This window comes from Bradyrhizobium sp. CCBAU 53351, from assembly GCF_015291745.1.
GTDB lineage: Bacteria > Pseudomonadota > Alphaproteobacteria > Rhizobiales > Xanthobacteraceae > Bradyrhizobium.
In genome coordinates this window covers 6,803,208-6,828,796 of the sequence record NZ_CP030059.1, presented here as the reverse complement: position 1 = coordinate 6,828,796, position 25,589 = coordinate 6,803,208, and the positions used below count along the sequence as shown (strand labels likewise).

At 65.2% G+C, this 25,589-nt stretch carries 25 protein-coding genes; 16 read left to right on the top strand and 9 right to left on the bottom strand.

Annotated elements, in window-relative coordinates; all coding sequences use genetic code 11:
• The first annotated feature begins 6 nt into the window (after positions 1-6).
• The 3 genes from XH83_RS32400 to XH83_RS32390 are packed head-to-tail and all read left to right on the top strand — an operon-like array spanning position 7 to position 3,351.
• A complete protein-coding gene (locus tag XH83_RS32400) occupies positions 7-2,118 on the top strand; it encodes a TRAP transporter permease (RefSeq protein WP_194404639.1) in 2,112 nt (703 codons plus the stop codon).
• The gene (locus XH83_RS32395; RefSeq protein WP_194404638.1) at positions 2,079-2,492 is read left to right on the top strand and encodes a DUF1850 domain-containing protein; all 414 of its coding nucleotides are present in this window, start codon (positions 2,079-2,081) and stop codon (positions 2,490-2,492) included. The genes XH83_RS32400 and XH83_RS32395 overlap by 40 nt, the downstream gene beginning before the upstream one ends.
• 52 nt (positions 2,493-2,544) lie before the next feature.
• Positions 2,545-3,351 carry an SDR family NAD(P)-dependent oxidoreductase gene (locus XH83_RS32390; protein ID WP_091955767.1) on the top strand — a complete coding sequence of 269 codons (807 nt, stop codon included), beginning with the start codon at positions 2,545-2,547 and terminating at the stop codon, positions 3,349-3,351.
• Positions 3,352-3,408: 57 nt separating this feature from the next.
• On the opposite strand, the gene XH83_RS32385 is transcribed toward XH83_RS32390, so the two are convergent.
• A complete protein-coding gene (locus XH83_RS32385; RefSeq protein ID WP_194404637.1) occupies positions 3,409-4,179 on the bottom strand; it encodes a hypothetical protein in 771 nt (256 codons plus the stop codon).
• Positions 4,180-4,245: 66 nt separating this feature from the next.
• Complete coding sequence (locus XH83_RS32380) at positions 4,246-5,823, bottom strand: sodium:proton antiporter (protein ID WP_194404636.1); 1,578 nt, start codon at positions 5,821-5,823, stop codon at positions 4,246-4,248.
• A gap of 120 nt (positions 5,824-5,943) precedes the next feature.
• On the opposite strand from XH83_RS32380, the gene XH83_RS32375 reads away from it, so the two are divergent.
• The 5 genes from XH83_RS32375 to XH83_RS32355 all read left to right on the top strand — a co-directional run bounded on the left by XH83_RS32375 (position 5,944) and on the right by XH83_RS32355 (position 11,906).
• On the top strand, positions 5,944-6,708 hold the full coding sequence (locus XH83_RS32375) for a tetratricopeptide repeat protein (protein ID WP_194408466.1): 765 nt from the start codon (positions 5,944-5,946) through the stop codon (positions 6,706-6,708).
• 97 nt (positions 6,709-6,805) lie between these two features.
• Entirely contained in the window at positions 6,806-8,191 is a 1,386-nt protein-coding gene (locus XH83_RS32370) for a tetratricopeptide repeat protein (RefSeq protein ID WP_194404635.1), read from the top strand.
• A gap of 361 nt (positions 8,192-8,552) precedes the next feature.
• Positions 8,553-10,463: a propionyl-CoA synthetase gene (locus tag XH83_RS32365; RefSeq protein WP_194404634.1), complete on the top strand. Its 1,911-nt coding sequence runs from the start codon at positions 8,553-8,555 to the stop codon at positions 10,461-10,463.
• Between the two features lie 234 nt (positions 10,464-10,697).
• Positions 10,698-10,967, top strand: a complete 270-nt coding sequence (locus tag XH83_RS32360; protein WP_194404633.1) for a hypothetical protein — start codon at positions 10,698-10,700, stop codon at positions 10,965-10,967.
• A gap of 192 nt (positions 10,968-11,159) precedes the next feature.
• A complete protein-coding gene (locus tag XH83_RS32355) occupies positions 11,160-11,906 on the top strand; it encodes an OmpW family protein (protein ID WP_194404632.1) in 747 nt (248 codons plus the stop codon).
• A gap of 130 nt (positions 11,907-12,036) precedes the next feature.
• On the opposite strand, the gene XH83_RS32350 is transcribed toward XH83_RS32355, so the two are convergent.
• Positions 12,037-12,732 (bottom strand): DUF1013 domain-containing protein, encoded by a 696-nt coding sequence (locus XH83_RS32350; protein WP_194404631.1) that lies wholly within the window; start codon positions 12,730-12,732, stop codon positions 12,037-12,039.
• A 264-nt stretch (positions 12,733-12,996) separates the two neighbouring features.
• On the opposite strand from XH83_RS32350, the gene ispH reads away from it, so the two are divergent.
• Genes ispH through XH83_RS32330 form a run of 4 tightly spaced genes read left to right on the top strand, consistent with a single transcriptional unit; the run spans position 12,997 to position 15,559 of the window.
• On the top strand, positions 12,997-13,965 hold the full coding sequence (gene ispH, locus XH83_RS32345) for a 4-hydroxy-3-methylbut-2-enyl diphosphate reductase (RefSeq protein WP_194404630.1): 969 nt from the start codon (positions 12,997-12,999) through the stop codon (positions 13,963-13,965).
• A 6-nt stretch (positions 13,966-13,971) separates the two neighbouring features.
• On the top strand, positions 13,972-14,955 hold the full coding sequence (locus tag XH83_RS32340) for a homoserine kinase (RefSeq protein WP_194404629.1): 984 nt from the start codon (positions 13,972-13,974) through the stop codon (positions 14,953-14,955).
• Positions 14,952-15,416, top strand: coding sequence for a ribonuclease HI (gene rnhA, locus XH83_RS32335; protein ID WP_194404628.1), 465 nt, complete (start codon positions 14,952-14,954; stop codon positions 15,414-15,416). The genes XH83_RS32340 and rnhA overlap by 4 nt, the downstream gene beginning before the upstream one ends.
• Before the next feature lie 2 nt (positions 15,417-15,418).
• Positions 15,419-15,559, top strand: coding sequence for a hypothetical protein (locus tag XH83_RS32330; RefSeq protein WP_194404627.1), 141 nt, complete (start codon positions 15,419-15,421; stop codon positions 15,557-15,559).
• A 16-nt stretch (positions 15,560-15,575) separates the two neighbouring features.
• Here XH83_RS32330 and XH83_RS32325 read toward each other — a convergent pair whose 3' ends face one another.
• The 6 genes from XH83_RS32325 to XH83_RS32300 all read right to left on the bottom strand — a co-directional run bounded on the left by XH83_RS32325 (position 15,576) and on the right by XH83_RS32300 (position 23,244).
• Positions 15,576-16,061 (bottom strand): peroxiredoxin, encoded by a 486-nt coding sequence (locus XH83_RS32325; protein ID WP_194404626.1) that lies wholly within the window; start codon positions 16,059-16,061, stop codon positions 15,576-15,578.
• 108 nt (positions 16,062-16,169) lie between these two features.
• Positions 16,170-16,742, bottom strand: a complete 573-nt coding sequence (locus tag XH83_RS32320; protein WP_194404625.1) for a DUF924 family protein — start codon at positions 16,740-16,742, stop codon at positions 16,170-16,172.
• Between the two features lie 12 nt (positions 16,743-16,754).
• The gene (locus XH83_RS32315; protein WP_194404624.1) at positions 16,755-18,440 is read right to left on the bottom strand and encodes a long-chain fatty acid--CoA ligase; all 1,686 of its coding nucleotides are present in this window, start codon (positions 18,438-18,440) and stop codon (positions 16,755-16,757) included.
• A gap of 187 nt (positions 18,441-18,627) precedes the next feature.
• Positions 18,628-20,121 (bottom strand): serine hydrolase, encoded by a 1,494-nt coding sequence (locus XH83_RS32310; protein WP_194404623.1) that lies wholly within the window; start codon positions 20,119-20,121, stop codon positions 18,628-18,630.
• 188 nt (positions 20,122-20,309) lie between these two features.
• Entirely contained in the window at positions 20,310-22,106 is a 1,797-nt protein-coding gene (locus tag XH83_RS32305; protein ID WP_194404622.1) for a glucan ABC transporter ATP-binding protein/ permease, read from the bottom strand.
• 85 nt (positions 22,107-22,191) lie between these two features.
• Entirely contained in the window at positions 22,192-23,244 is a 1,053-nt protein-coding gene (locus XH83_RS32300; RefSeq protein WP_194404621.1) for an ABC transporter substrate-binding protein, read from the bottom strand.
• A gap of 226 nt (positions 23,245-23,470) precedes the next feature.
• Here XH83_RS32300 and XH83_RS32295 point away from each other — a divergent pair, with 226 nt between their 5' ends.
• The 4 genes from XH83_RS32295 (at position 23,471) to XH83_RS32280 (ending at position 25,585) form a co-directional block, all read left to right on the top strand.
• The gene (locus XH83_RS32295; protein ID WP_194404620.1) at positions 23,471-23,839 is read left to right on the top strand and encodes a hypothetical protein; all 369 of its coding nucleotides are present in this window, start codon (positions 23,471-23,473) and stop codon (positions 23,837-23,839) included.
• 116 nt (positions 23,840-23,955) lie between these two features.
• The gene (gene hisE / locus XH83_RS32290) at positions 23,956-24,360 is read left to right on the top strand and encodes a phosphoribosyl-ATP diphosphatase (RefSeq protein ID WP_028140691.1); all 405 of its coding nucleotides are present in this window, start codon (positions 23,956-23,958) and stop codon (positions 24,358-24,360) included.
• 46 nt (positions 24,361-24,406) lie between these two features.
• Positions 24,407-25,009, top strand: coding sequence for a YqaA family protein (locus XH83_RS32285; RefSeq protein ID WP_194404619.1), 603 nt, complete (start codon positions 24,407-24,409; stop codon positions 25,007-25,009).
• A 48-nt stretch (positions 25,010-25,057) separates the two neighbouring features.
• A complete protein-coding gene (locus XH83_RS32280; RefSeq protein ID WP_194404618.1) occupies positions 25,058-25,585 on the top strand; it encodes a hypothetical protein in 528 nt (175 codons plus the stop codon).
• Positions 25,586-25,589 lie beyond the last annotated feature (4 nt).

Sequence of the window (25,589 nt, the reverse complement as noted above, 5' to 3'; positions counted from 1 at the left end):
ATTTAGATGCTGGAAAAGGCAGAGGCCACCCAGGCCCCCATCAAGGTCGAGTTCGACAATTTCGAGCACGGTTTCCCCGAAGGGTTCGGCCCGGGCTGGTGGGGCGCGCTCGCTTATTGGATCGGCATCGCCTTCGCCACCTTCCAGCTCTATGTCGCCGCCTTCAACTATCTGCCGAGCCAGGTGGTACGCGGCGTCCATGTCGGCTTCCTGGTTCTCCTCACTTTCGGCCTGATCGCCAATTTCACCGCGAAGAGCAATGCCGGCCGCGCGCTCGGCTGGGTGATCGGCGGCGCGGGCTTCCTCTGCGGGCTCTACCAGTGGATTTTCTACGCCGACCTGATCGCGCGCGACGGCGATCCGACCCGGCTCGATCTCGCGGTCGGCACGGTGCTGGCGGTTTTGATCTTCGAGGGCACGCGGCGCCTGATGGGCGCGGCGCTGCCACTGATGTGCGGCGCGTGCCTCGTCTACTGGTTCTTCGGCCAATATCTGCCGTCGCCGCTCAACCATCGCGGCTACGATTTCGACCAGGTCATCACGCATCTGTCGTTCGGTACCGAAGGCTTCTACGGCGTGCCGATCTACGTCTCGGCGACCTACATCTTCCTGTTCATCCTGTTCGGCTCGTTCCTGGAGCGCGCCGGCATGATCCAGCTCTTCACCGATGTTTCGCTCGGGCTGTTTGGCAGGACCCGCGGCGGCCCCGCCAAGGTCGCGGTGTTCGCTTCGGGCATGATGGGCACGATCTCGGGCTCCGGCGTCGCCAACGTCGTCACCGTCGGCCAGTTCACGATTCCCTTGATGATCAGGTTCGGCTATCGCCGCGCCTTTGCGGCGGGCGTCGAGGCGACCGCCTCGATGGGCGGGCAGATCATGCCGCCGGTGATGGGCGCGGTCGCCTTCATCATGGCCGAAACGCTCGGCGTGCAATATTCGGAGATCGTCAAGGCGGCGGCGATCCCCGCGATCCTCTATTTCGCCTCGGCCTTCTGGATGGTGCATCTGGAGGCCGGCAAGCACGGCCTCGTCGGCATGAAGCGCTCGGAGATCCCGAGCGCGTGGAAGGCGCTGGTGACGCGCTGGTATCTCGTGCTGCCGCTCGCCGCGCTGGTCTACATGCTGTTCGAGGGCTTCACGCCGCTTTATGCCGGCAGCATGGGCCTTGCGCTCACGGTGGCGCTGATCCTCGGCACCGCCATCACGACGGGCGCCTCCTCCAATGCGATCCGCATCATCTTCTGGGTCGGCCTTGCGCTCGTCGTCGCTGCGCTGTCGCGTGACGGTCTCAAGATCGTGCCGGTCGCGGGCGTCGTCGTCGGGTTGATCCTGATCGCCGCCTTCGTACGCGGCGGGTTCAAGGCGTTGCGCGAGTGCCGCGACGCGCTCGCTGAGAGTGCGAAATCCGCCATCACCGTCGGCATGGCCTGCGCCATCGTCGGCGTCATCATCGGCATGATGTCGCAGACCGGCGTCGGCACCATCTTCGGCGGCTGGGTGATCGGGCTCGGCGAGAAGAGCCTGTTCCTGGCGCTGATCATGACCATGCTGCTGTCGATCCTGCTCGGCACCGGCATTCCGACCATCCCGACCTACATCATCACCGCCGCGCTGGCCGCGCCCGCGCTCGCCAAGCTCGGCGTGCCCCTGATCGCGAGCCACATGTTCGCGTTCTATTACGGTATCATGGCCGACCTCTCGCCGCCGGTGGCGCTGGCCGCGCTCGCGGCGGCGCCGATCGCCAAGGAGAATCCGGACAAGATCGGCTGGGAGGCGATGCGCATCGCGCTCGCCGGCTACGTCATCCCCTTCATCTTCGTCTATTCGCCCGCCTTGATGCTGCAGGCCGGCGATCCCATGGCTGCCAAGCTCGGCTTCTACGGCGCGGTCGCGCTGGCGAGCCTTAAGGCCTTGGTGGCGATCGCCCTGTTCGGCATGGTCGCGATCGGCTTCTTGTTCACGCGGTTGACGCTGATCGAGCGCCTGGTCGGGCTTGGTGCTGCGTTCTGCCTGCTCGGCGAATTTGCGTTCAGCGACACCGCCGGATTCGTGCTCGCCGCGGCTCTCGTGCTGTGGCAATGGCGGCAGCGCCCGCAGGCGCCGGTCGAGGCGGTGTGAGCCTCTGCTTCGCCACGGCATTCGGGGTGAAGGCGCTGACGCTGTCCGCCTTCACGCTGGTCTGGACGCATTCGATCGCCAAGATCGACTGGCAGGAGGATTGGCGCGTCACGCCCGCCGGTCTCGAACTGGTGCAGGCCCGCGTCAAGGGCACCGGCCCCGGCATGGAGCCGCCGCCGGAGGCACGGTTGGTCGACGGCTGGTTTCAGTGGCAGCCGAAGCGGGCACCGATGCAAGAGGTGGTGCTCGGCAATTCCGGCGCGGCGGGCGAATGGCGGTTGTGCCATGACGGACCGTGCCGGACGTTGTCGGAGATTGTCGGACATCCCATTGGTGCTAACGTGACGACGATGAAGGTGTGCGACGATCCGTAGCCCGGATTACGCCTCGCTTCATCCGGGCTACAAGAACAACAAGGAGACACAAATGGATCGGCTCAAGGGCAAGGTTGCGATGGTGGTGGGGGCCGGCTCGATCGGGCCCGGCTGGGGCAATGGCAAGGCAACCGCGGTGACCTTTGCGCGCGAGGGCGCGCAGGTGTTTTGCGTCGACCGCAACGGCGCCGCTGCTGAGGAGACGGCGAAGATCATCACCGGCGAGGGCGGCAAGGCGACGGCCTTCACGGCCGATGTGTCGCGGGCGAGCGAGATCGAGGCGATGGTGGCGGCGTGCCTGAAGGCCTATGGCCGCATCGACGTGCTCGACAACAATGTCGGCATCGCTGAGATGGGCAGCGTGGTCGAGGTGACCGAGGAGAGCTGGGACCGCGTCTTCAGCGTCAACCTCAAGAGCGCCTATTTCGCCATGAAGCACGTCATTCCCGTCATGGTGAAGCAGGGCGGCGGCTCGATCATCAACATCTCCTCGATCGCCTCGATCCGCCACATGGGCATTTCCTACGTCACTTACGGCACCTCCAAGGCGGCGATGAACCAGATGACCCGCACCACGGCGATCGAGTTCGCGCGCCATCATGTGCGCGTCAACGCGATCCTGCCCGGCCTGATGAAGACGCCGATGGTCGAGCATTCGGCAGGCCTTGCCGCCAGCTACGCCAAGGGCGATGTCGAGGCGATGTGGCGCGCCCGCGATGCGCAAGTGCCGATGGGCCACATGGGCGATGCCTTCGACGTCGCCAACGCCGCGCTGTTCCTGGCGTCTGACGAGTCGAAATATGTGACCGGGATCGAGCTCGTGGTGGACGGCGGCATCACGTGCAAGGCGGGGGCGTAGGCGCCCACACTCTGCCGTCGTCCCGGCGGCTGCGCCGGTCCGGGACGACAGCGGTGATTACTGCGCCAGCGCCAGAATGCCGCCGGCAAACGAATGCCAGGCCGCGGTCTCGCTGATCGGCCAGTTCAGCACCTTCACCGCCAGTAGCGCGAGCGTGCCGTAGATGTAGACGGGATGCACGCGGCCTTCGGTGCGCCAGTCGCGCACCATCGCGACGACGAGCAACAGCGAGGCGACGACGGCCGGCGCGATCGTCACCGGCACCGGGGGCGGGCCGGGCGGTCCCGGAGGCGCCAGGAAGGTCAGGAACCAGCGCGCGATCGCGGCGTCGAGAATCGAGACCGCGGCCAGCAGCATCAGGCGCTTGTGAACCTCGGGCTTGCGCGTGTTCATGATCGCCAGCACGAACACCACCGCGAAGAATGCGATGCCGCTCATCGGCACGATCGAGAAGCCGATGCCCGCTTCGCGCTGCCCGAGCGCGGCGGAATGCTGCATCACGTGCACGGAGGCAAGGAAGCCGAAGATGGTCATCGCAGTCGCGAGCGAGACACCGGCAATGCCGAGCGAACGGTGATTGACCACGCGGCCGGAGGCCGCGAGCCAGGTCTGCAACACGAAATAAAGCGACCAGGTGAAGAACAAGAATCCGTGAAAATGAATCACCGGGCTTGCGGAGAGCGTCCGGTGGGCGAGCGGGACCCAATAGGTCGGCGCAAAACCGAGAAAGGCGGTGGCGGCGCAGGCCAGAGCCATGTGCAGATAAAAATATCGTGCAGGCGACGCATCTCGCGCGCGTACACGACGGTCGTCGGTCAGGGTCGTCATCAGGAGTGAGTCTGGGAAGGAGTGGTTTGGTTCAATGCCGGCTGTTCCCCCTCCACTGTCGCTACCTCATCCCCCCGCGCTCAATTCTGCGCGATCGAGCTCTTCTTCGATCCGGTGGAAGGCATCGTCGCCGATCACCTCGGTAGCGCGGAGGTCGACGATCGATTTGCGAGCGGCTTCGATGGCGCGGCGGCGCAGGGGATCGGCGGGCAGTTCGCCATTGGCGATGCCGCCCTTGGGATCGCTCTCGGCCTGCATCAGGACGGCGCGATATTCGAGGCGCAGGATCTCCGCCTCCTCGGACGGATCGCTCTCGATCGCATCGAGCGCTGCGCGATAAGCGACGGCGCGTGCGTGCGCGACCTCGGTGCCGACGGGATCGTCATCCCTGAGGCCGAACGCCAGGATCAGCGGCCGCAGCGTCAGGCCTTGGATCACCAGCGATCCCAGCACCACCGCAAAGGCGATGAAGACGATGAAGTCGCGCTGGGGAAAATTCTCCGGCAGCGCGAAGGCAGTGGCGAGCGTGACGAGGCCGCGCATGCCGCACCAGGAGATGATGAGGCCGCCCTTGGGCGAAGCGACGGCCCTGGGGTCCTTCGGATGATAGATCCCCTGTGCGACCAGCACGCGCAAGGTGGTGCGGTAGAACGTCACCCAGAGCAGCCGGACCAGCACCACGGTGAGCAGGATCCAGGCCGCAGCCACGCAATATTCCCAGCGCACGTCCGCATCCAGCCGTGTCCAGATCGGCCGCATCTGCATGCCGATCAGCATGAAGGCGAGCACGTTGAGCACGAACACCATGGTCTCCCAGACGGCGTAAGACGGCACCCGCAGCCGCGCCGGCATGCGCATCCCCGCCGAGCGCGCCATCGTCATGGCATAGACCACGATGGTGAGGATGCCGGAGAGGCCGAGATGCTCGGCGGCGATCCAGACCATGAAGGTGGTGGCGAACTGCACGATGATGGCGCTCGGCGCCTCCGTCACCCGCTCCAGGAACAGCGGAATGATGCGGCCTGCGAGCAGGCCGGCGACGACGCTGCCGACCAGGGCCAGCGCCATGGTCGGTGCAACCTGGCTCCACGTCAGATGCTCGGTGGCGACCGCCCCGACCGCAATGCGATAGATCAGCAGCGCACTGGCATCGTTGAGCAGGCTTTCGCCCTCCAGCACCTTCACCATGCGGTGGGGCAGCTTGACCTGGCTCAGGATCGCGACCGCGGCAGCCGCATCGGGTGGCGCCACGATCGCGCCGAGCGCAACCGCGGCGGCCCAGGGCATCTCGGGCATCAGCCGGTGCGCCACGACGGCGACGCCGGCCGTGGTCAGGCCGACCGCCGCGACGACCAGGGTCGAGACGGGAACCCAATTGTTGCGCAGATCGCGCAGCGAGGTGTCGAACGCGGCGTCGAGCAGGACCGGTGCGACAAAAAGGGCCAATGCCAGGTCGGGCTCCAGCGTCCAGGACGGGCTGGAGGGCACGAAGGCGATCAGCGCGCCGCCGATGGCGAGAAAGGTCGGGTAGGGGACCTTGATCCGCCGCGCCAGCGCCGATAAGGCAACGGCGCCGAGCAGCAGCACGATGATCCATTCGAATGTCGACACGATGATCCTCGAACTCGATGTGAGCGGTGCCACAAGCCAGCACCAATCGGGCCGTATGATGGATAGTACAGCCCCGAGGCAAGTCTTGATGGCAAGTCCAAAAAGGCAAGCCGTAAGGCAAGACCGAAAGCAAGACTTCTGACCGCCATGAGCATGCGTTTTCGAAAACTCATCCAATCGTCAGGTGCATTGTTGCTTTGCGCGCTCCCGCTCGCCGGCGCGAAGGCTGCGACCGGCGGCGAGCCGGCTGCGGTGATCCAGGTCGATGTCGCATCGTGCCTCGCGGCGACCGCGGCCGACGACATGGACAAGGCCGCCACGGCCTGTGCCGCCGTGATCGACAATGAGAAGACCGCGAAGGGGGATCTGATCAAGGCGTTGATCGCGCGCGGGGCGCTCCATGCGCGGCACGATCAGGTCGACCGCGCCATCGCCGACGACAGCCGCGCGCTCCAGCTCGACCCCACGCTTGCCGACATCTTCAATGCGCGCGGCGAGCTCTGGCTCAGGAAGGGCGACAAGCCCAAAGCGGTGCAGGATTTCGGCGCGGCCCTGAAGATCGATCCGAACCACGAGAAGGCCAAGGCCAACCACAAGGCGATGGCGCGCGAGATCGAGCGGATCGGCGCGCAGATGGCCGTCGCCGGCAAGCCCAGCTTCAATTGCGCACGAGCGCGTCGCGCGGCGGAAAGAGCGATCTGCGGCAATCGCGAGCTCGCCGATCTCGACCGCGAGATCTACGGATCGCATGTGCGTGCGATCCGGGAGGCGCCCAATCCGGCGGCGGCGAAGAAGCTCCAGCGTGAGCAGGACGCGTTCATCGCCCGCCGCAACGCGGCGTATGGCCGGCCGGGGTACGATCTGAAGAAGGCGATGCAGGAGCGGGTGCAAGAGATCAACGGGGTGGACGGATATTGAGCGTCGTCGCCTTGTGAGAGTTCGTCATGCCCGAATTGAACCCATCCCTTTCCCGCCGCGACAATGGTGAAAACCTGACGTCACGGAGTCCTCTGTCATGTGCGGCACGCATTTTTCCGCGCAAATCTCTTCGTTTACCAAGACATCGCTGTGCATCCTTCTCGCCGGCGCGGCCATGAGCCTTGCCCTTGCAAACCCAGCCTCCGCCGGCACCGATTGTGTGATGGGCAGCAAGGCCGCCCCGGCCGAGCTGATCCCGGCCTGCGCCGTCATCATCGACCAGGCGGCCAATCCCACGTCCGACCGTGCCGCGGCTTTGCTGGTTCGTGCCGATGCCCATGCCCGGACTTCGGGCGGCCTCACCCAGGCCTTGCGGGATATCGACCGCGCCATTGCGCTCGACGGCAAGAATGCAAAGGCATGGCGCCTGCGCGGCGACTTGCTGCGCGAGGCCGGCGGCGATCTCAATCGCGCCGCGGCCGATCTCAGCAGGGCGATCGAGCTCGATCCTTCGGATGCGGAGGCTTACGGGCTGCGCGGCGTCGTCTACACCAATCAGCGCCGGCTCGACCGCGCGCTCGCCGATTACGATCAGGCGATCAAGCTGAAGCCGGATGACGCGCAGGCCTGGTCCGACCGCGGCGCGACCTATTATCTCGGCGGCGACAACGACAAGGCGATCAGGAATTTCGACGAGGCCTTGCGGCTCGATCCCAACCGGGCCCGCACCTATTCAAACCGCGGCGCGGCCTGGAAGAAGCTCGGCCAGTTCGACAAGTCGGTTGCCGACAATAGCGAGGCGATCAGGCTCGATCCGAAGCAGCCGGAATATTACGACAATCGCGGCCTCGCCTATGCCGCGATGGGCGAGTACGACAAGGCCATCGCCGATTACGACCAGGCGATCCGGCGCGAGCAGCGCGCGAACTTCCTGACCAATCGAGGCGATTCCTACCAGTTCAAGGGTGAGCTCGGCGCTGCCTTGAGCGACTATGATGCCGCGCTCAAGCTCGATCCGAACTTTGCGAAGACCTACAACAACCGCGCCGTGCTCTACAAGAAGATGGGGGAGCGCGCGAAGGCCCTGGCCGATTACGAGGCGGCCCTGCGGCTCGATCCCGCCAACGACAATGCCGCGAGCGGTCGCCGCACCATGATCGCCGAGATCGCCAAATTCGGCACCGAACCGCCGCGGGCGCTGAATGCGGCGTCCGGTAACGGTCCGTCCTTCGCATGCGCGACCGCCAGGCGCGAGGTCGAGAAGGTGATCTGCGCCGATCCCGACCTCGGCGTGCTCGACCGCCAGATCGCCGAGACCTACGCGCGCCTGCTGAAGACGGCGAGCAAGCGCTCGGCGAACGACCTGCGCAAGACCCAGCGCGATTTCCTGACGACGCGCAACACGAGCTTCGGCCGCCCGGGCTATGACCTCAAGAAGGTCATGCAGGAACGCTTGCAGAAGCTGAATGCGATCGAGAGCTGAGCGGACCGAGGTCGCGCAGCTGGCTTGGTTACCTCTCCCGCTTGCGGGGGAGGTAGACGCGCTCGAAGAGCGCGGCGGGTGGGGGCTCTCTCCCCTTGGGGATTACCTGCTAGGGCCTCAAGCAATCCCGACGCGGAAGCATCCCCACCCCGGCCCTCCCCCGCAAGCGGGAGAGGGAGCGCACCGGCCAATGCCGCGCGAACTCTACCTTCAGAAGACCCATCCTTTTCAGCTTGAACCGCGGCCCGTTCCCGGGAAAATAGCCCTCAAACAAGGCCGGCGATTGATCCTGGTCATGGCGGCACGCCCGCCCTGCCACGAGGCTCAAAGCCAGCCGAATAAAGGGAACGGGAGCGCGGGAATGAACATCCAGGGCAAGAGTCTCTATCACGAGGTCCATGCGCGCTCGCTCGCCGACCCCGAAGGCTTCTGGGCTGAGGCGGCCAAGGAGATCGACTGGATCGAGCCGCCCAAGACGATTTTCGATCCCAGCCAAGGAACCTACGGCCGCTGGTTCACCGGCGGTGTCGTCAATACCTCCTACAACGCGCTCGACCGCCATGTCGAAGGCGGCCGCGCCGGCCAGGTCGCGCTGATCCATGATTCGCCGTTGACGGGCAGCGTCACCAAACTGACCTATGCCGAACTGCTGAACGAGGTGCAGGCGCTTGCCGCCATCATGCAGGATTTCGGCGTCGCCAAGGGCGATCGCGTCATCCTCTATATGCCGATGGTGCCGGAGGCCGTGGTCGCGATGCTCGCCTGCGCGCGGATCGGGGCGGTGCACTCCGTGGTGTTCGGCGGCTTTGCCGCGAAGGAGCTCGCCACCCGCATCGACGACGCGCAGCCGAAACTCATTCTGTCCGCAAGCTGCGGCATCGAGCCCGGCCGCATCGTGCAGTACAAGCCGCTGCTCGACGAGGCGATCAAGCTTGCCGGCAGCAAGCCGAAAGCCTGCATCGTGCTGCAGCGTCCGCAGCTCACCTGCGATCTGGCGCCGGGAAGGGACTATGATTGGGCGAGCCTGCGCCGCAAGGCGCTGAACGACGGCAAGAAGGCACCTTGCGTGCCTGTGGCCGCCACCGATCCGCTCTACATCCTCTACACCTCGGGCACCACGGGCATCCCCAAGGGCGTCGTGCGCGACAATGGCGGTCATCTCGTCGCGGTGAAATGGTCGATGTTCAACCTCTATGGCGTCAAGCCAGGCGAGGTGTGGTGGTGCGGCTCAGACATCGGCTGGGTGGTCGGCCACAGCTATATCGTCTATGGCCCGCTGCTGCATGGCGCGACCACGATCATGTACGAAGGCAAGCCGGTCGGCACGCCCGATGCCGGCGCATTCTGGCGCGTGATCTCCGAGCACAAGGCGGTCGCGTTCTTCACCGCGCCGACCGCGTTCCGCGCGATCCGGAAAGAGGACCCGGAAGGAAAATTCATCCGGCAATACGACCTCTCGAAGTTCCGCACGCTCTTCTTGGCCGGCGAGCGCGCCGATCCGCCGACAGTCGAATGGGCGGAGCAGCAGCTGAAGGTGCCGGTGATCGACCATTGGTGGCAGACCGAGACCGGCTGGTGCATCGCCGGCAACCCGGTCGGGCTCGGCATGCTGCCGGTGAAGCACGGCTCGCCGACGGTGCCGATGCCGGGCTACCAGGTCGACGTGGTCGACGAGGCGGCAAAGCCAGTGGGGCCCAACACCATGGGCTCGATCGTCATCAAGCTGCCGATGCCGCCGGGCTGCCTGCCGACGCTGTGGAATCAGGATGCGCGCTTCAAGGAAGCGTATTTGAGCGAATTCCCCGGCTATTACAAAACCTCGGATGCCGGCTACAAGGACGAGGACGGCTATGTCTTCGTCATGGGCCGCACCGACGACATCATCAACGTCGCCGGCCATCGGCTCTCCACCGGCGGCATGGAGGAGATTTTGGCCTCGCATCCCGACGTCGCCGAATGCGCCGTGCTCGGCGTCAAGGACGCGATCAAGGGCGAGGTGCCCTGCGGCTTCCTGGTGCTCAAGGCCGGCGTGAAGCGTGCTCCGGCCGAGATCGAGAAGGAGATCGTCGCGCTGGTGCGCGACAAGCTCGGCCCCGTCGCCGCCTTCAAGCTCGCGATCACCGTCGGCCGCCTGCCCAAGACGCGCTCCGGCAAGATTCTGCGCGGCACCATCAAGAAGATTGCCGACGGCGAATCCTGGACCATGCCGGCAACGATCGAGGATCCCAAGACGCTCGAGGAGATCGGGGACGCTCTGAAGGGGCGGGTGTGAGGTTTGCTCTGGCGGTCATGCTCGTGAGGTGCAACTTTGCTTCACCACCTTCCGCTGTCATCACCCGCGAAAGCGGGTGATCCAGTACTCCGCGGCAGCGGTGTGACCCAACGACCGGCGCGGCGTACTGGATTCCCCGCCTTCGCGGGGAATGACAGTGGGTTGGAACGGCGTCCGGGGACTTACAATCTCCGCATTCCGCGCTAAACAGGGGCCGCCAGCAAGGGACCTCGTATGCCACTCGCCGCCACGCCGCGCCTGCTTGCAGCCGTGCTGCTCGCCATCGCCCTCTCCGCCTGCTCCGCGCGTCACCAGAATGCCGTAGCGGTGGGCGGCGACGATGACGATGCGGTCTGCCAGGGCCGCGGTTACGCGCAGGGCTCGCCGGAATACGTGGCCTGCCGCAAGGACCGTGACGTCCAGCGCAACGCCGCCACCGCGCGCGCCGACCGCCGCCAGCGCGACCTCGGCGAATACATGCTGAATCATCCCGAACGGCCCTGACATGATGTGCGGCACTATCTTGCCGCGCAATGCATCCCGCCTTCGTGGCTTTCGTGACACATCTGCAACGCCATGGCCAAATCGTGGCGACCTTGGACTGAATTGATCAAGGTCAAATCCTTCAGCGGTCCCTTTCTGCTCTGACGCTCATGTCGCGCAACGACGCGCGAGAGAAGGCTGAAGGGGATTGAAATGCAGAGAACGACAAGAAACCTGGCGCGGCTTGCGACGGTTGGCGCGATGCTCGCGGGCACGCTTGCAACGGTGCAAGCTGCCGATTTGCCGGTTTACAAGAAGGCACCGCCGCCGGTGGAAGCCTTCAATCCGTGGATGGTGCGCCTGCGCGTGCTCGGCGTGTTGCCGGATGCCGGCGGCTCGACCGTCAATGTGGCAGGCGTGCCCTCGCTGTCCTCGCCGAACTCCGGCCTGTCGATCAGCGACCAGGTCGTTCCCGAGCTCGACATCAGCTATTTCTTCACCAAGAACATCGCGGCCGAGCTGATCCTCGGCGTGACGCGGCACTCGATCACCGGCACCGGCTCGCTCGCGAGCCTGCCGATCGGCAAGACCACGCTGCTGCCGCCGACGCTGACGCTGCAATATCACTTCGATCAGTTCGGCGCGTTCAAGCCGTATATCGGCGCCGGCGTGAACTACACCGTGTTCTTCAACAATTCCGCGGCCAATGCGCCGGCCGCGATCGCCGGTCCGCCCGCGATCGTCGCCACCACCACCAACCTGCATGTCAGCAACGCCTGGGGCGGCGCCGTGCAGTTCGGCTTCGACTACATGATCGACCGGCACTGGGGCCTCAACGTCGACGTCAAGAAGCTCTGGCTGCGCCCGGATTACAGCGCGACCGTCTCGGGCCTGCCGGTCACCGGCACCGCCCATATCGATCCGTGGCTGGTCGGCGCGGGCGTGACGTATAAGTTCTGAGGGCGTTGCCGATAAAAGGTATCCAGCGGCAACAAGTTCTGCTGTCGTCTTCGCGAGCGCGGGCAAAAACAAAAACGCGGCGGGTTTTCCCGCCGCGTTTGCATTCGATAATGAGTGTAAGAGAGAGGAATTACTCCTCCTCTTCTTCCTGCTTCTTGCCACCGAGCGTCTTCAGCTTGGCGAACACGGCATCGACGTTGAGGTCGTCGCTCGATCGCTCGGCGGGCTCGAACTCGTCCTTCTTCGTGGTCTCGGAGGCCGGCAGCAGCGTGGCGCCGCCATAGGCTGCGTCGATCGGCTTTTCCTTGGCTGCGCGCGCCACCTCGAAATCGAGCTCGATCTGCGAGCAGAGGCCGAGGGTGACGGGATCGATCGGGGTGAGCTGGGACGTGTTCCAGTGAGTGCGGTCGCGCACGCTGGCGATGGTGCTCTTGGTGGTGCCGACCAGGCGCATGATCTGGGCGTCCTTGAGCTCCGGATGGCTGCGCAGCAGCCAGAGGATGGCGCTCGGACGCTCGTGGCGGCGCGACACCGGGGTGTAGCGCGGGCCCTTGCGCTTGGGCTGCGGCGGCAGCACCACCTTGCTCTCCTGAAGGCGGAGCCGGTAATCCGGGTTCCTCTCGCCCTTCTCGATCTCCTCGCGGGTGAGCTGGCCGTTGGAGAGGGGATCCATGCCCTTGATGCCCTGGGCCGCATCGCCGTCGGCGATCGCGCGCACCTCGAGGGGATGCATCTTGGTGAAATCGGCGACCTGGTCGAAGGTCAGCGCGGTGTTGTCGAGCAGCCAGACGGCGGTCGCCTTGGGCATCAGAGGTGCGTTGCTCATGGCAAATCTCCTTTGTGCTTCGCCCACCCCTCTGGAGGCGAAACCGGTGGTCATCAGCGATGACAGGGAATTCGCGCTATATAAGCCCGGAGGGGGTAGCCACGCAATGGTTCTGCTATAGATAGTGCCTTGACAGCGCCCGAAAGGGGGCCCAATTCCCTTAGAACTCGCGGTATAGTTCAAGCCGACCGTTTTAAGCCCATTCCATCCATCGACCGCCCCTGCCGGAAGGCGAAACGGGTGATTCGGTCCCGAGATCGCTCAATGTCAGCCAAACCAGACCTCAAGATCGTGCTTTGTTCTCCCCGCGGCTTCTGTGCCGGGGTGGTCCGGGCGATCGACACCGTGGAACGGGCACTCGATAAATACGGCGCCCCCGTCTATGTTCGCCACGAGATTGTACACAACAAGTACGTCGTCGACGGGTTGAAGAAGAAGGGCGCCATCTTCGTCGAGGAGCTCGCCGAGATCCCGGAAAACACCACCGCGCCGGTGGTGTTTTCGGCCCATGGCGTGCCGAAATCGGTTCCGGCCGACGCGCAGTCCCGCAATCTGTTCTCGCTGGATGCGACTTGCCCGCTGGTGACCAAGGTCCATCGTGAGGCCGCGATCCATTTCAAGCGTGGCCGCGAGATCTTCCTGATCGGCCACTCCCATCACCCCGAGGTGGTGGGCACGCTCGGCCAGCTTCCGACCGGCGCCGTGACGCTGATCGAGACCGCCGAGGACGCCAAGACCATCGCCCCGAAGGACCCCAACAACCTCGCCTTCGTGACCCAGACCACGCTGTCGATCGACGACACCGCGGAGATCGTGGCGCTCTTGAAGGAGCGCTTCCCCAACATCAACGGGCCGCACAAGGAAGACATCTGCTACGCCACCACCAACCGCCAGCTCGCGGTGAAGAAGGTGGCGCCGGTGGTGGACGCCCTGATCGTGGTCGGTGCGCCGAACTCGTCGAACTCGCAGCGCCTGCGCGAGGTCGCCGAGCGCGAGGGCTGCCGGATCGCGGTGCTGGCGCAGCGCGCGGCTGACCTCGACTGGGAGCGGTTCAGCAACATCTCGAGCCTTGGCATCACGGCGGGCGCCTCCGCGCCGGAGGTGATCGTCGAAGAGATCATGGACGCCTTCGCCGAGCGCTACACGCTGCATGTGGAGACGGTCTCGGCCGCGGAAGAGAACGAGTTCTTCCCGCTGCCGCGTCAGGTGCGTCCCGAAGCTGCCGCCGAGTAGACCTTTATGGCGGTCTACACCGACGTCGCCGCCGACGAGCTTGCGGACTTCTTGAGGCAATATGATCTCGGCGAATTGCTCTCCTACAAGGGCATCGCCGAGGGCGTCGAGAACACCAACTTCCTGCTGCATACCAGTCAGGGGTCGTTCATCCTCACGCTCTACGAGAAGCGCGTTGCGAAGAACGACCTGCCGTTCTTCCTCGCGCTGATGACGCATCTGGCCGAGCACGGCGTCAACTGCCCGCTGCCGGTGAAGGGACGCGACGGCGAGGCGCTGCGCGAGCTGTCGGGGCGGCCTGCGGCGATCATCACCTTTCTCGAAGGCATGTGGCCGCGCAAGCCGAACGTGGCGCACTGCGCCGGCGTCGGCGCGGGGCTGGCGAAGATGCATCTCGCCGGCGCGAACTTTGCGGTTCGGCGCGCCAACGCGCTGTCGGTCTCGGGCTGGCGGCCGCTGTTCGACGCGGCCTCGCACCGGGCCGACGAGGTGCAGCCGGGCTTGCGCGCGTTCCTCGCGGCCGAGCTCGACCACCTCGAGAGCGGGGTCTGGCCGCAACATTTGCCGGAAGGGGTGATCCACGCCGACCTCTTCAACGACAACGTCTTCTTCCTCGGCGATCAGCTCTCCGGGATCATCGACTTCACCTTCGCCTGCAACGACATGCTGGCCTATGACGTCGCGATCTGCCTCAACGCGTGGTGCTTCGAGCCGGATCATTCCTTCAACGTCACCAAGGCGCGTGCCTTCCTCAACGCCTATGGCCGGGTGCGAAAGCTCTCGGAGGCGGAAGAGGCCGCGCTGCCGCTGCTGGCGCGCGGCGCTGCGATCCGCTTCCTGCTGACGCGCCTGGTGGATTGGCTCAACGTGCCGCCCGGTGCGCTGGTGAAGCCGAAGGACCCTCTCGAATATGTCCGCAAGCTGCGCTTCCACCAGAGCGTCACGAGCGTGCGCGACTATGGGCTGATGCCGTCGGGGCTGGTGGCGTGAGCGAGCGTCCCAATGTCACGATCTATACCGACGGCGCCTGCTCGGGAAATCCCGGGCCGGGCGGCTGGGGCGCGATCCTGAAGTTCGGCGACAAGGAAAAAGAGCTGAACGGCGGCGAGCGTCACACCACCAACAACCAGATGGAGCTGATGGCGGCGATCTCGGCGCTCGAAGCGCTGAAGAAACCGTGCATCGTCGATCTCTACACCGACAGCCAATATGTCCGGCAGGGCATCACCGGCTGGATCCACGGCTGGAAGCGCAACGGCTGGCGCACCGCCGACAAGAAGCCGGTGAAGAATGTCGAGCTATGGCAGCGCCTCGATGCCACGCTGAAGCAGCACGAGGTGCGCTGGCACTGGGTCAAGGGCCACGCCGGCCACCCCGAGAACGAGCGCGCCGATCAGCTCGCGCGCGATGGGATCGTGAAGGCGCGGCTGCAGCAGCGGGTCGCGGAGTAGGGGTGCGCGCCTCGATCTCAATTGTCATCGCCCGCGAAGGCGGGCGATCCAGTATTCCAGAGACGGTTGTGATCGATCCGAGAATTCTCGGCGTGCTGGATGCCCCGGTCGAGCCGGGGCATGACAGTGTCATTTGTGGCTAAGAGCGGTGCCGAAAGCTCAGAGCTGCCCGAGCAGCGTATCGCCGCCGGAGACCTCGACCTTGCCGGGCATCGCCTCGAGGTTCAGCTTCTTCACCACGCCGTCCTCCACCAGCATCGAATAGCGCTTGGAGCGGATGCCGAGGCCGTTGGCGGAGGCGTCGAGCTCCATGCCGATCGCCTTGGCGAACTCGGCATTGCCGTCGGCGAGGAAGATCGCCTCGTCCCGCTGGTCGGTGTCGCGCTTCCAGGCGTTCATGACGAAGGCGTCGTTGACGGAGACGATGGCGATGGTCTCGACGCCCTTGTCCTTCATGGCATAGGCGTTGAGGAAGATGCTCGGCAGATGCATCTTGTGGCAGGTGCCGGTGTAGGCGCCGGGCACCGCGAACAGCGCCACCTTCTTGCCCTTGAAGATATCGTCGGTGGTCTTCACCTGCGGGCCTTCCGCCGTCATCACGCGGAATTTCGCCTCGGGCAGCTTGTCGCCAATCTGGATCGCCATCGTCAGTCTCCCTGAAAATCGGTCCCGCTTTTTAGACCGTGCGGCGGGCCTGCACAATATTGCCGGCGGGGAAAGCGGCCGGGGCGGGGGGCCTTCACCGCGATGTCATCAGCCGGAAAAGCCGCCATTGTCGAGAAAGGCCTGCTCCTCCTCCGTGGTGTCGCGGCCGAGGAGGCGGTTGCGGTGGGGAAACCGGCCGAACCGCTGGATGATGTCGGCGTGCACCCGGGCGTATTTCAGGTTCTCGGCATGGTCAGCGCTGCTGGCGTTGCCGGCACTTTGAAACAGCGCGACGCAATGCAGCTGGTCGGGCAGGTGCTCCGAATGCATGAAGGGCAGATAGAGGAATTCGCGCAGGACCGGGTCGACCCTGGTATCGACACCGCGGTCGATGGCGCGGCGGGCGACGTCGCGCGCCAGCGCGTCGCTGGCAAAGGCTTGCGGCGTGCCGCGAAACATGTTGCGGGGAAACTGGTCGAGCACGATGACCAGCGCGAGCGCACCGTCGTCACTGTCTTCCCATGACGCCAGTTCGCCGGCGGCCGCTTGCTGCCACAGCGCAAGAAAGCGGTGCCGGACCTCGGCGTCGAAAGCCTCGTTGCGCTCGTACCAGCGCTCGCGGCCAGCCTCGCGCCAGAAGGCGAGAATGCCCGATGGCGCGATGTCACCGACGTCCGTCATCAGCGGTGCGGCTTATGCCGCCTCGGCCTTCTTCTCGTCGCGCAGCTGCCGGCGCAGGATCTTGCCGACATTGGTCTTGGGCAGGTCGTTGCGGAACTCGATGTGCTTGGGCACCTTGTAGCCGGTGAGCTGCTCGTGACAGAATTTGATCACGGCCTCGGCGGTGAGGTTTTGATCCTTCTTCACCACGAAAGCCTTCACCGCTTCGCCCGACTTGGAATCGGGGATGCCGATCACGGCGCATTCGAGCACGCCCGGATGGCTCGCGATCACTTCCTCGATCTCGTTCGGATAGACGTTGAAGCCCGAGACCAGGATCATGTCCTTCTTGCGGTCGACGATCTTGGTGTAGCCCTTCTCGTCCATCACGCCGATGTCGCCGGTGCGGAAAAATCCGTCCGCGGTCATCACCTTGGCGGTCTCCTCCGGCCTGTTCCAGTAGCCCGACATCACTTGCGGACCCTTGGCACAGATCTCGCCGGGCTGCCCGAGCGGCACCTCGTTGCCGTCGTCGTCGCGGATCGAGATGTAGGTCGACGGCACGGGGATGCCGATCGTCCCCGTAAACTCGGTCGCGGTCGCCGGATTGCAGGTCAGCGTCGGCGAGGTCTCCGACAGGCCATAGCCTTCGGCAATGAAGCAGCCGGTGATCGCCTTCCATTGATCGGCCACGGGACGCTGCACCGCCATGCCGCCGCCGTTGGAGATCTTCAGCTTGGAGAAGTCGAGCTTCTTGAAGTCGGGATGGTGCATCAAGCCGTTGTAGAGCGTGTTGACGGCCGGGAAGCTGTTGACCTGGTATTTCGCCAGCTCCTTGACGAAGCCCGCGATGTCGCGCGGGTTGGGGATCAGGAGATTGCAGCCGCCGGCGCGCACCGCGAGCAGGTAGCAGGCCGTCAGCGCGAAGATGTGATAGAGCGGCAGCGCGCAGACGATCATGAGCTGATCGACATGCGGCGGCGCGGCCATCGCCGGCTGCAGCCAGGCGTCGTTCTGCAGGACGTTTGCGACGATGTTGCGGTGGAGCAAAGTGGCGCCCTTGGAGACGCCGGTGGTGCCGCCGGTATATTGCAGGAAGGCGACGTCGCCGGGCGAGAGCTTCGGCTTGTTGAACGTCATGCCGCGTCCCGCGGACAGCGCGTCGTTGAAGGAGACCGAGCCCGGCAGCGACCATGCCGGTACCATCTTCTTGACGCGGCGGACGACGAGATTGACGATCACGCCCTTGAAGCCGAGCAGGTCGCCCATGCTGGCGACGATGACATGCTTCACCGCGGTCTTCGCGATCACCTGCTCGACGGTGTGGGCGAAGTTCTCCAGCACGATGATGGCTTCGGCGCCGGAATCCTTGAGCTGGTGCTCGAGCTCACGTGGCGTGTAGAGCGGATTGACGTTGACCACCGCGAAGCCGGCGCGCAGCACGGCCGCGGTCGCCACCGGATATTGCAGCACGTTCGGCATCATGATGGCGACGCGGGCGCCGCGCTGCAGCCCGCGGCCCTGCAAATAGGCAGCCAGCGCGACCGACATCTGGTCGAGGTCGCGGTAGCTGACCGACTTGTCCATGCAGATGAACGCCTTGCGGTCGGCGAACTTGGTGAAGCTCTCCTCCAACAGGTCGACCAGCGATGCGTACTGGGTCGGCTCGATATCGGCAGGCACGCCGGGCGGATATTGCTTGAGCCAGATGCGCTCCATGGAAAACTCCCCTCATTGACCTGAGCCCGTTGTGTCTCGGGCTTGCCTCATTGCCGCCAGTATCGAGCCTGCCGGAACGGGTGGCAAGCGGTCGACGCTTAGGGCAAAGGTTGGGGAGTGGCTACTGGAATCCGCGCGAAGTGCTGCCGCAGGTGCGAAGCCGGGCCGGATCGGCCGGCCCGCGCGGTTAACTGTTGTTGGCGGGCTTGGTCGCGGGCTTAGTCGCGGCCTTCGGCTTGGCCGGCTTCGGATCGCCGCCCGCTGCAGGCTTCTCGGCGGGTTTTGCCGCCGCGTCATGCTTGGCGGCCGCATGCTTGGGCGGTGCCGGCTTCGCTGCAGTCTTGGAGTCGCTCTTGGAGTCGCTCTTGCCGTTGTTCTTGGCTCCGGCCGGCTTGGCATCCGGCTTTACCGCTGCCGTCCTGGTGTTCGCGTCCTTGCCGCCGTCTTTCGGCTTGTCGGCCGCATCAGGCTTCTTGGCGACGCGCGACTTCTTGCCACGCGGCTTGGACGCGGCCTGCTGATCGGCATCGGCCGCGACTGCCGCGATCAGGGCGGTGCCGGTGCGGGTCGGGCCGGTATAGACCAGCACGGGCTCGGTCGCCGCCGGCGCCGAGGCCATCAGTTCGGAGGCTTTCATCAGGGGGGGCTGGAGACCGGCGGTGAAGAAGGTCACCTGGGCTTCGCCGCCGGTGGCCGAGGCCGATCCTGACGTGCCGCCATTGGCGGCGATCAGCGTATCGTCGTCGTCGCTGGCCGGCCGCTTGCGATGGCCGCCGCACATCTCGTCGCGCAGGTTCGGCGGCGAGGCGTCGACCGGCACGAGGTTGTCGACCGTGCCGAGCGAGGGGCGCAGCCAGGTGAGATTGTCCTGAGCGAAGCCGCGTTCCAGCAGCTGCGCCGCCTTCACCGCGCGCGCGGTGCCGGAATTGGCGCCCAGCACTACCGCGATCAGCCGGCGGCCGTTGCGCGTCGCCGAGGCCACGAGATTGTAGCCGGAGGCGCAGATGAAGCCGGTCTTGAAGCCGTCGGCGCCGGGATAGCGGCCGATCAGCTTGTTGAAATTACCGGTCACGCGCTTGCCGAAGCGGATCGCCGGGATGTGCACGAAATATTCGTACTCCGGCAGGTCGCGCAGGAACGAGCGCGCGAGGATGCCGAGGTCGCGCGCCGACGTGATCTGGCCATCGGCGGGCAGGCCGTTCGGATTGACGTAGCTGGTCTGCGTCATGCCGAGCTTCTTCGCGGTGTCGTTCATCATCGCGGAGAAGCCGTCGATCGAACCGCCGACGCCTTCGGCGAGCACCACGGCCATGTCGTTCGCCGACTTGACCATCATCATCTTCAGCGCGTTGTCGACGGTGAGCTGCGTTCCCGGACGGAACCCCATCTTCGAGGGCGATTGCGAGGCCGCCGTCGGAGATACCGTGAGCAGCGTGTCGAGCGTCAGTCTGCCGTCCTTGACCGCCTTCAGCGTCACATAGGCGGTCATGATCTTGGTGACGGAGGCCGGATACCAGGGAATGGTCGCGTTATCCGCCTGCAGCACCTTGCCGCTGTCGGCCTCGATCAGCAGCAGCGCTTCGGCGCTCGCAGCGCGCGGCGCAAGCAGCGCGGCACAGGCGAGGCTCGCAGCAAACAGGTTGAACAAGGATTTGCGAAGCAGCGGGCGTAGGGCGTGCACTATCCGATTCCGGTCCTTGGAGACCCGCTGTTCCAGGCGGCTCTCGTGATCTGATTGTCGGTTCTGAAATCCAGCGCCGCCGCTTGCGGCGCCGCAAACCTATACCGGCTGATGCGTCGAGAATAGGGGGCCGGGTGCGGTATTCCGCAATGAAATAGGCCGAATTTCGACGGTGCTGTCGGGACTTGCTACGGGGATTTGGCTGCCGTCGCGGCAGCCTCAGAGGCCGTCACGCTGGCCCGTGCGGTTTCATGGACCATGAACTGGGCCCTGGCGAGCTCGGCAAAATGGCCGCCTTTGGCCACGAGTTCATCGAAAGTTCCGCTTTCGATCACGCGGCCATTCTCGAACACCAGGATCCGGGTGGCGTTGCGGATGGTGGAGAGGCGATGGGCGATCACGAAGGTGGTGCGTCCCTTCATCACTTCGTCGAGAGCGGCATTCACCTTGGCCTCGGTGACGGCGTCGAGCGCGCTTGTCGCCTCGTCCAGGATCAGGATCGGCGGATCCTTCAGCAGCGCGCGGGCGATCGACAGGCGTTGCCGCTCGCCGCCGGACAGCATGCGGCCACGCTCGCCGGCATTGGTCTCGAAACCGCCGCTGCGCTCGATGAATTCGAGCGCCTGCGCGCGCTCGGCCGCCTTGCGCATCTCGGCCTCGGTCGCATCCGGCTTGCCGACGCGCAAATTCTCCGCGATCGAGCGGTTGAACAGCAGCGCTTCCTGGAACACGACGCCGATGTTCCGCCGCAGCGAGGTCAGCGTCACGCCGCGCACGTCCATGCCGTCGATCTTGATGAAGCCGGACTGCGGATCGAAGGCGCGATGCAGCAGGGCAATCGCGGTCGATTTGCCGGCGCCGGTCGGGCCGACCAGCGCGATGGTCTGGCCGGGCAGCGCGGTGAAGGTGAGATCCTCGATCGCCGGCCGCTTGCCGTCATAGGAGAAGGTGACGTCGTTGAACTCGACGAGGCCGGACAGCCTGCCGGCATCGATCGCGTCGTGACGATCGTGCACCGCGGGCACGGCGTCGAGCACATTGAAGAACTCGCGCAGGCGCGGCGCTTCCATGAACACGTTGTTGATGAAGCTCACGACCTGCTCCAGCTTCTGGATCAGGAGCGTGGCGAAGCTCACGAACATCACGATCTCGCCGACCGAGGTGAGGCCCTGGTCGTGCAGGGCGATGCCGAGCGTGAAGATCGCCAGCACCGTGATGGTGGTGGAGGCGCGCGTGATGACGGTGACGAGCGCCCACCACGACAGCACCGGCATCTGGGCTTCGAGCAATTGGTCGGCGACGGAGCGCAGCCCCTTCACCTCGGATTCGACGCGGACGAAGCTCTGTACCAGCGCGACGTTGCCGAGCGCATCCGAGGCGCGCGCGGAGAGCTCGCTGTAATGCTCCTCGACCTCCATCTGCATGCCGAAGGTCTTGCGCACCACGAAGGTGGTCAGGGCGGTGAAGACGATGCAGAGCACGAACAGCAGGATCGCGAGCCGCCAGTTCAGGTAGAGCGACAGCGGCAGCAGCACCACGACCGAAAGGATCGCGGCAAAGTGCTCGCGGAAGAAGCCGAGCCACAGTCGCCACAGGGCGTCGGTGCCGTTGAGCATCACTTTCATCAGACGGCCCGAATGGGTGCCGGAGTGGAAGGTCAGCGGCAGTTGCAGGATGTGCTCGAAATAGTCGGTCAGCACCGCCTGGCGCTGGCGATGCGAGAGCCGGTCGGCCTGCAGAGCCACGAGCGCACTGCACAGGATGGTGAAGAGCCCGAATGCGACCCAGGCGACCAGGAACGGCCAGGCCGAGTTCGAGCCGGCCACCGTCTTGCCGGAGAGCACGTCGACGATCCGGCCGAACAGCACGGGTTCGGCGAATTGCGAACCCGCCAGCAGAAGATTGGCGACCGCGAGCAGCCAGCCCAGCCGCGCCTCCCTGCCGAGCAGCTCGAGAACGCGGGTATAGAGACGGAGGATGGACATGCGGACGACAGACTCGAGCGGATGACGGAGCCCTTATTCTAAGCAGGGATCGCGCGCGAGATATAGCGAAAGCTGGCGGCTTTGCTCAATTGATCAACCGCCCCGCGACCGGCGGCAGGAATTGGGCGTCGAAGATGTCGGCTGCAGTTGGCCGCTTGCGGAATTTGAAGTCCTGCGCGATCTGGTCGATCGAGCGCTCCAGGCGCACTGGCTCGATACCGCCGAGACCGTTGCGCTTGACTTCGTCGGTCAGGATGTTGTCGGCGAGGACGGCGCGCAGGCGCTCCAGCTCCAGGGCGCGGTCGCCGTCGTCGATGCGGCTCGCGGCCTCGTCCGCCGCACGCGCCGGCTCCTTGACGGTCGCGGCGACGCCGGCGATCAAGGCGCGAATGAAGCCCTTCACGGCATCCGGCTTTGCTGCGGCGAAGGCGGCATTGACCACCACGGCGAAGCCATAGGCCTCGCAGCCATAATCGGCATAACGCAGCACGACGAGATCGGCTCCGGGCACGCCGCGATCGCGCAGGTTCACCGCCGACAGATAGCTGAAGCCCGCGACGGCATCGACCTGTCCCGCGGACAGGATCGGCTCGCGCACCGCCGCGCTGATCTTGTGGAATTTGACGCGCGATGACTTGATGCCGTTGTGCTGCGCCAGCGCCGGCCACAGCCGCATCGACAGATCGCCGTCGGCAACGCCGACGGTCTTGCCGTCGAGATCCGGTAACACATGGATGCCCCGGCTGCTGCGCGCCACGATCGCGTAGGGCGCGCGATTGAACAGCACGAACACCGCCTTGACCGGCGCGGCGTCCTCCTTGTCGCGATACCGGATCAGCTCGTTGATGTCGACGAGCGCAAGCTCGCTCTCGCCTTTGGCGACGCGCGCGAGCGCTTCCGGCGATCCGCTCGCGCTGCCAAAGGACACGTTGAGACGCTCGGCGCCGAACCTGCCGTCCTTCGCCGCAAGGAAGAACGGCGCCATGCTCGCGTCGAACGGACGGTCGAAGGTGAAGTGAATCGCAACGGACGACGGCGCAGGCGTCTCGGCCGCGCTGACACCGCGTGTGATCAGTGTCGCAAGCGAGATCGAGAGGGCCAGCAGGCAACGAAGCGCGATCGTCCGAAATTCCGACATCAGTTGCGCCGGCCCCGCATTGTTGTGGTTTCGTGACGCTTGCAGCGCCGGCCAGCGACACCGTGCGCGCGCCAACATGAACGGAGGATGAGCGGCGGTTGCGTCACGATTACGCAACCCCGTTCAGCTTGTGTTGGGGTTGGGGAACCCAACATGGAGGTGCGTGTTTGAAAGACATGAGCCTTGTCTGCAGGCACCATTCGAGGTCCCAAGGAGGGTCCAGGACATGTTTGATCGTTTTTCGAAGTTTACCGGCCGCAAGGCCGTTCTCGCCACTGCCGCGGTGCTGGCGCTGACCGCGGTCGCCCCGACTGCCTCCTACGCCGGCGGTCGCCACTGGCATGGCGGAGGCGGCGCGGCCTTTGCCGGCGCGGCCATCGCCGGCGCCATCGGCACCGGCCTTGCGATCGCCGCCACCCGCGACGCCTATGCTTACGACGCACCGGCCTATTATGGCGGCGGTCCGGTCTACTATGACGACGGCCCGGTCTACTACGGCGGCGATTCCTATATCGGCCCGCGCCCGTTCCATCGTTGCGGCGGTCCCTACCAGTCTGCGCAAGGCGGCCAGGGCAACCTCTCAACCTGCTACTAAGCGGGTTACCGAACTTGACCCGAACAGGCCGTCGCGCTTGCCGCGCCGGCCTGTTTTCTGCTTTTATGCCCGCGCGTTAACACGCTCGCCATTTGTTTAGAGTAGTTTTGAGTACCATGAGTGATTCGCTTGAGCGGCTATATCTGGCTGTGCTCGCGGCCAGGGATCTTGATCCGGCAACATCGCGTACGGCCCGGCTGTTTCAGCGCGGGCCCTCGAAGATGGCAAAGAAGCTTGCCGAAGAGGCCATCGAGGTCGTGATCGATGCGGTCAATGGCGACACCGACGCCGTGATCCGGGAAAGCGCCGACCTCCTGTACAATCTCACCGTGCTCTGGGCCTCGGCCGGCGTGCGCCCCGAGGACGTCTGGCGCGAGATGACGCGGCGGGAAGACATGCTCGGCATCGCCGAGAAGTTGCCGAAATCGTCGATGAAGCTGCCCAAGGTCGCCTCACCGCGCGTGGCTGCCAGGCGGCCAATTGTCGCGCTCGAGGGGCGCGCCGCGCGCAAGCGCCACTAAAGCGCGACAAAATCGTCACAAAACTCGCGATGGACAAATCCGCCCCATGGTGCTTCATCGCGGCGCCATGCTGAAACGTATCTACGACTGGTGCATCGACGCCGCCCATAAGCCCTACGCGCTCTGGATCATGGGCATTGTGTCCTTCGCCGAAAGCTCCTTTTTTCCGGTCCCCCCGGATGTGATGCTGATCCCGATGTCGCTGGCGCGCCCGCAGCGCGCATGGCTCTATGCGACCGTCTGCACCGCGACCTCGGTGCTTGGCGGCATCCTCGGCTACGCCATCGGCGCGCTGCTCTACGACTCGCTGGGTCATTGGCTGATCCAGCTCTACGGGCTCGGCGATCAGGTCGACGGCTTCCGTGCCAAATATGCCGAATGGGGCGCGCTGATCATCCTGCTCAAGGGGCTGACGCCGATCCCGTACAAGCTCGTCACCATCACGTCCGGCTTTGCCGGATACAACCTGCTTCTATTCGTCCTGTTCTCCGTCATTGCACGCGGCGGACGCTTCTTCATCGTCGCGATCCTGCTCAATCGCTATGGCGACTGGATACGCGTCAAGATCGAGAAGCATCTCGGTCTCGTGGTGGCGGTCGGCGCCGCGGCGTTGGTGCTCGGCTTCGTCATCGCCATCAAGCTGATCTAACGTCTTGGCGGCTTTGCCGCCGGGCCGGCTTCGGCTACGGTTGCCGGCATGATGGTTCGATCCGGCAATCCGGCTCTGCGGCTCGGGACGCTGATGTCAGCAGCGCTGCTGCTCCTGCTCGGTGCCGGCGGGACCGGATGGCCGCAATCGCTCGGCCTCCAGCAGCAGGGAACGCAGGCCGCGCCGCCACCGTCGACGCCCGCTCCACCGGCGCCGCCGGCCCGCGAGGAAAATCCCGGATTGATCAATGAAATGGGCAAGCTGTTCGACAAGCTGCCCTCGATCCTGCCGCCGATCAAAAGCCCCGGCGAAACCATGAACGACCTGTCACGGCTCACCAAGCCCTCGACCATGGTGTCAGGGCGCGTGGCCTGTCCGGCCTCGTCGAACGGCGCGCCCGACTGCAAGCAGGCCGCCGACCAGCTCTGCCAGAGCAAGGGCTACAAGGAAGGCAAGAGCCTGAATGCCGATTCCGCCGAGAAATGCTCGGCCAAGGTCCTGATCCCGGGTAGGCAACGCAAGCCGGACGACTGCCGCACCGATACTTTCGTGACCAGCGCGCTGTGCCAGAACTGAGGTG